1 protein-coding gene is annotated in these 207 nt (G+C 47.8%); it reads right to left on the reverse strand.

Annotated features, from left to right (window positions below; translation table 11 throughout):
- Nucleotides 1-194: hypothetical protein (locus tag AN393_RS20380; protein WP_235576225.1), on the reverse strand; the 194-nt coding region annotated here is incomplete at its 3' end.
- Between the last annotated feature and the right edge of the window lie 13 nt (nucleotides 195-207).

Below are 207 nucleotides of genomic sequence, written 5' to 3' on the forward strand. Positions count from 1 at the left end.
TGTGCTGAAATCGGGTTGCCTGCCACATCGGATACGCTGGCTGTGGCAGTGAGTGTGCCATCGTTTAATGCGCTTGCATCAATCGGATCAGTAACATACTCGCCATTTTGAACGGTTACTTGAACTTCAATTGGCGCGTTTATACCATCGCTCAAAGTGATGGTAACAGTTTGGCCGTCTTCAACATCAGTCACTGTGCCACGTATA

The sequence above is a fragment of the Pseudoalteromonas sp. P1-25 genome (genome assembly GCF_001401805.1).
Taxonomy (GTDB): Bacteria; Pseudomonadota; Gammaproteobacteria; order Enterobacterales; family Alteromonadaceae; genus Pseudoalteromonas.